Annotated in this window: 5 protein-coding genes; 3 read left to right on the plus strand and 2 right to left on the minus strand. The window is 74.4% G+C overall.

Features of this window, described 5'->3' with window-relative positions; translation table 11 throughout:
• Window positions 1-127: 127 nt before the first annotated feature.
• Window positions 128-514 carry a hypothetical protein gene (locus ACWGDE_RS36780; protein WP_453393430.1) on the plus strand — a complete coding sequence of 129 codons (387 nt, stop codon included), beginning with the start codon at window positions 128-130 and terminating at the stop codon, window positions 512-514.
• 15 nt (window positions 515-529) lie between these two features.
• Here ACWGDE_RS36780 and ACWGDE_RS36785 read toward each other — a convergent pair whose 3' ends face one another.
• Both ACWGDE_RS36785 and ACWGDE_RS36790 read right to left on the minus strand, forming a co-directional pair.
• Window positions 530-1,528 carry an alpha/beta hydrolase family protein gene (locus tag ACWGDE_RS36785; protein WP_453393431.1) on the minus strand — a complete coding sequence of 333 codons (999 nt, stop codon included), beginning with the start codon at window positions 1,526-1,528 and terminating at the stop codon, window positions 530-532.
• A complete protein-coding gene (locus ACWGDE_RS36790; protein WP_453393432.1) occupies window positions 1,525-2,448 on the minus strand; it encodes a zinc-binding dehydrogenase in 924 nt (307 codons plus the stop codon). The genes ACWGDE_RS36785 and ACWGDE_RS36790 overlap by 4 nt, the downstream gene beginning before the upstream one ends.
• Before the next feature lie 89 nt (window positions 2,449-2,537).
• On the opposite strand from ACWGDE_RS36790, the gene ACWGDE_RS36795 reads away from it, so the two are divergent.
• Window positions 2,538-3,503 carry a LysR family transcriptional regulator gene (locus ACWGDE_RS36795; protein ID WP_453393433.1) on the plus strand — a complete coding sequence of 322 codons (966 nt, stop codon included), beginning with the start codon at window positions 2,538-2,540 and terminating at the stop codon, window positions 3,501-3,503.
• Window positions 3,504-3,576: 73 nt separating this feature from the next.
• On the plus strand, window positions 3,577-3,951 hold the full coding sequence (locus tag ACWGDE_RS36800) for a hypothetical protein (RefSeq protein ID WP_453393434.1): 375 nt from the start codon (window positions 3,577-3,579) through the stop codon (window positions 3,949-3,951).
• Window positions 3,952-3,988: the final 37 nt, after the last annotated feature.

Consider the following 3,988-nt stretch of genomic DNA (forward strand, 5'->3'; position numbering starts at 1 on the left):
CATACCCGGTTACCTCCATGAGATGACGATTCGCCACTTTCGTACCGGTTGGATGGAGAACCGAGGAAGCCCGCCGTGGGCGTCCGGACGGAGTGGTGTGATGAGTGCTCGGCGTACGGCGTGCTGCGTGACGCCCCTGGTTGTGGTCGCGCTCGGCCTGCTGGCGCTCTTCGGGGCCGTCCGGTTCGGCGGCGATCTCGGCAAGGCCTGGGCCATCACCTACAAGGCGGACGTGGCCGGTCCCGGCACGTACGACGTCAGGTACCAGGACACCGAGGGCCGTTACCCGTGGCAGAACACCGGGGTGCGCGAGCACGTCGAGGCCGATGCGGCCGGAGCCTGGCGCCGGGAAGTGGTGATCGTGGACGGCAAGAACGCCAAGGTGACGGTCACTCCCCCCAAGGGGGCGGTGGCCACGTGCGCGATCCTCCTCGACGACCGCAAGGTGCTCGCGAAGGGCACGTCCCCGGCGGCAGGCCGGCCGGCCGTCTGTGAATCCGTCATCGAACGTTGACCCCGGAGACCGCGCTCAGCGGTCGGACCCGGACTCGGCCAGGGCTCCGGTGAGCCAGTCCGCGGTCGTGGGGAGCCAGTCGGACCGGGCGTTGCCGAGGAGGTGGTCGCCGTGGGGGACGAGTAGGTACTCGCCGTGCGGCGCCCGGCGGGCCAGGTCCCGGCCGTTGGCCACGCCGGGGATCACGTCCAGGCCGCCGTCCACCACCAGGAGCGGGCAGTCGATGCGGGGAGCCAGGGCCGACAGGTCGACGTGGCCGGTGAACCCGCGTGCCGCGTCCATCCCTCCGGCACGCCCGGCGATGAGTTCCCGGAGGACGGGAGGTACGGCGTCCCAGTCGATCCGGAAGGGTCCGCTCACGACGGCCGCGGCCGCCACCCGGGGTTCGAGGGCGGCGCTCCGCGCGACGTAGTAGCCGCCCAGGCTGAGCCCGACGAGTCCGACGCGGTCGACACCGAGCGCGTCGACGACCCGGCCGATCACCCGGTCGTAGTCCGGCCGGACGGTCGTGGTGGCCGCGAGCACCCCCTGCCCCGGGCCGTCCATCGTGAACACGGCCGAACCCCGGCGCAGCAGGGCGGAGGTGATGCGGTGGAACTCCTCCTTCCCGGAGTCCAGACCGGGTACGACCACGACGGTGGCCGGCGCGTCGGCCGGGCCGCGCAGCCAGCCGGAGAATCCTGGGCCCGAGATCCGGCGGGCGCCCGGCTCCAGCAGGGCCAGCGCGCGGCCCATGGCGGCGTCCGCCTCCGCCGCGGTGTGCTCCCGGTCCGCGTGGGGAGCCAGCGTCGCGAGGTGGAACCAGCGCGCCGCCACCTGCTCGTACTCGCCCGCCGTGAAGGGCGAGGCCGTGATTTCCGCGCGGGCGACGTACTCCCGTGCGGTACGGATCAGCGACTCGCTCCAGGCCTCGAGGGAATCCGGGGCGCCGGCGACGCGCAGGTACTCGTGCGGATCGAGCCCGGCCCCGGTGGCCCGGGACAGCTGGGCGGCGGCGAACTCCGAGGCGCTCATCGGGCCGCCCCCGTGGTCAGGACGGCCTTGCCGCGGATCCGGCGCTCCCGCAGGTCGACGAGGGTCGCTGCCGTCCGTTCCCAGTCGTCGACCCGGCCGATCTCCGGATGGAGCCGGCCGCTGCCCACCAGACGCACCAGGGTGGCCAGATCGCTGCCGTACGGGGCACCGGCGTAGTGGAAGTGACGGAGCGAGGCGCCCTCCGGACCGGCGAAGAAGTCGAAGAAGTCCAGCGTCACGGGGGTGCGGCTGACCTGGCCGAACCAGATCAGGGTGCCCCCGGCGGCGAGTTCCGCCAGCGCGAGCGGCAGGGCGGCGCCGCCCGTCGACTCCAGCACCACGTCGAACGGCCCCCGCGCCTCGGCGACGTCGTGGACGACCGCCGCCGCGCCCAGCTCGAGCAGCCGCTCGCCCCGCGCGGCGGTGGCCGTCACCGCGGTGACCTCCGCGCCCGCGGCGGCGGCGAGTTCGGTCACGTAGTGGCCCACCCCGCCCGACGCGCCCGTCAGCAGGACCCGTCGGCCCGCCAGGCTCCCGGCCGCGCGCAGCAGCCGCAGCGCCGTGATCCCGGCCAGCGGCAGGGCCGCCGCCCTCACCGCGTCGATGTCGTCGGGCAGTACGGCCAGCGAGTGCGTGGGCACGGCGACGTACTCGGCCCAGCCGCCCTTGGGCGGATGTCCGACGACCCGGGTGCCGATCGGCGGGCCGGACCCGTCGGCCGCCGCCTGCACCACGAGCCCGGCGACGTCCTTGCCGGGCACCAGCCCCGGCCTCGGGTTCTCGAGGAGGAAGGTCTCGCCGCGGTTCGGCGCGAAGGCCTCCACGCGGACCAGTGCCTCGTCCGCGGCCGGGACGGGCTGCACGTCGTCGGCGAACTCCACCGGACGTGCCGGATCGCCTGTGGGAATCAGTCTCTGCATGCCGCCCATGGAATCGGCAGCGGCCCCGAACCGTCCAACAACGTACGGGAGAAGCCGACAACCAACGGTTGTCATCTAGGGTGAGCGGCGTGGATCTGGACCTCGCGCAGGCGCGTGCCTTCGTACTCGCCGCTCAGGAGCTGCACTTCGGACGGGCGGCCGAAGCCCTGTCGATCTCCCAGCAGGCCCTGTCCAAACGGATCGCCCGCCTGGAGTCCGGATTCGGCGCGGAACTCTTCCACCGGGGCGGCGACGCCGGCGGCCGCGGAGTGCGGCTCACCGAGGCCGGCGGGCGGTTCCTGGAACCGGCCCGGCGGGCCCTGGCCGCCGCCGAGCGGGCCGTGGCGGCCGTACGGGACGAACGCCGTCCGCTGCGCGTGGACGTATGGGGCCATCTGTACGCGCCGATGCGGACGCTGGCCCGGGTGGCGGCGCGCTCCGGCGAGCCGGCGGCCCTCGAACTCGGACACGGGCGCGATCTGCCGTCGGTGGCGGCCGCGCTGCTGCACGGGGACATCGACGCGGCGTTCGGTCGGGTCCACCCGCCGCTGCCCGAGGGGCTGACGCACCGCCTGGTCCGGCTGGAGCCGGTGGACGTCGTCCTCCACGCGGACCATCCGCTGGCGGGGGAGGCCGCGCTGAGGCCCGGTCAGCTCGGGGAGAGCGTCCTGTGGACCCCCGGAGCGCTGGAGCGGCTGGACTTCTTGCGGCGCTTCACCGAACGGTTCGCCATCCGCGGCCACGCCGAGGGGCCGAACCTCGGGCTGGACCACTTCCTGGCGGGCCTGGCGGGGGACTCCCGCCGCTTCTGCCTGATGCCGGCCGACGCACCGCTCCCGCACGACCCGGACCTCAGGTCCGTCCCGCTGGAGGACCCGACACCGCTGTACGCCTGGTCGCTCCTGTGGCGTGCCGACGGCGGGCACCCCGGGCTGGACGCGCTCGTGGGCACCTTCGCGGGGGAGGCCGGACGCGGCCGCTGGCTGGAGTACGACCCGGCGCGCGACTGGTTGCCGGACGCCGGGCCGCTCGCCGGCGCACTGGTCCGTCCCTGAAGGAACCCCTCCGCGTCGAGGCGCGTCCTGCCTCGTACAGGAGCACGAAAAGCATCGAAGCCGAGGGGGAACCATGGCAGAGAACGTGCCCGAAGAACCGACCACCGAGAACGTCCAGCACGCGGACCTGGCCGACGCGGAGGGGGTCTGGATCGGTCCCGGAGTCGCGCCGGCCGAGACGGACTCCGAGCCCGGGACGGACTGGCTCGGCCCCACCGCCGCCCCGGCCGATTCCACGCAGGTCTGGGAAGGCCCGAACGCGGCCCCGGGGGACGCCGAACAGGGTTGGGACGGCCCGAGCGCGGCCCAGGGTGACGCCGAGCAGGGTTGGAACGGCCCGACTGCGGCCCCTGCGGAATCCGAGGAGGCGTGGGTCGGACCGTCCGTGGCGGCGGCGGACGCAGATGCCGACGGCGAGGACGTCCAGGGGTTCAACGGGCCCAGCTGACCCGCGATCGCCGGGGCCGCCCGCATCCCGCGGGCGG

The sequence above is a fragment of the Streptomyces sp. NPDC054956 genome (assembly GCF_053609185.1).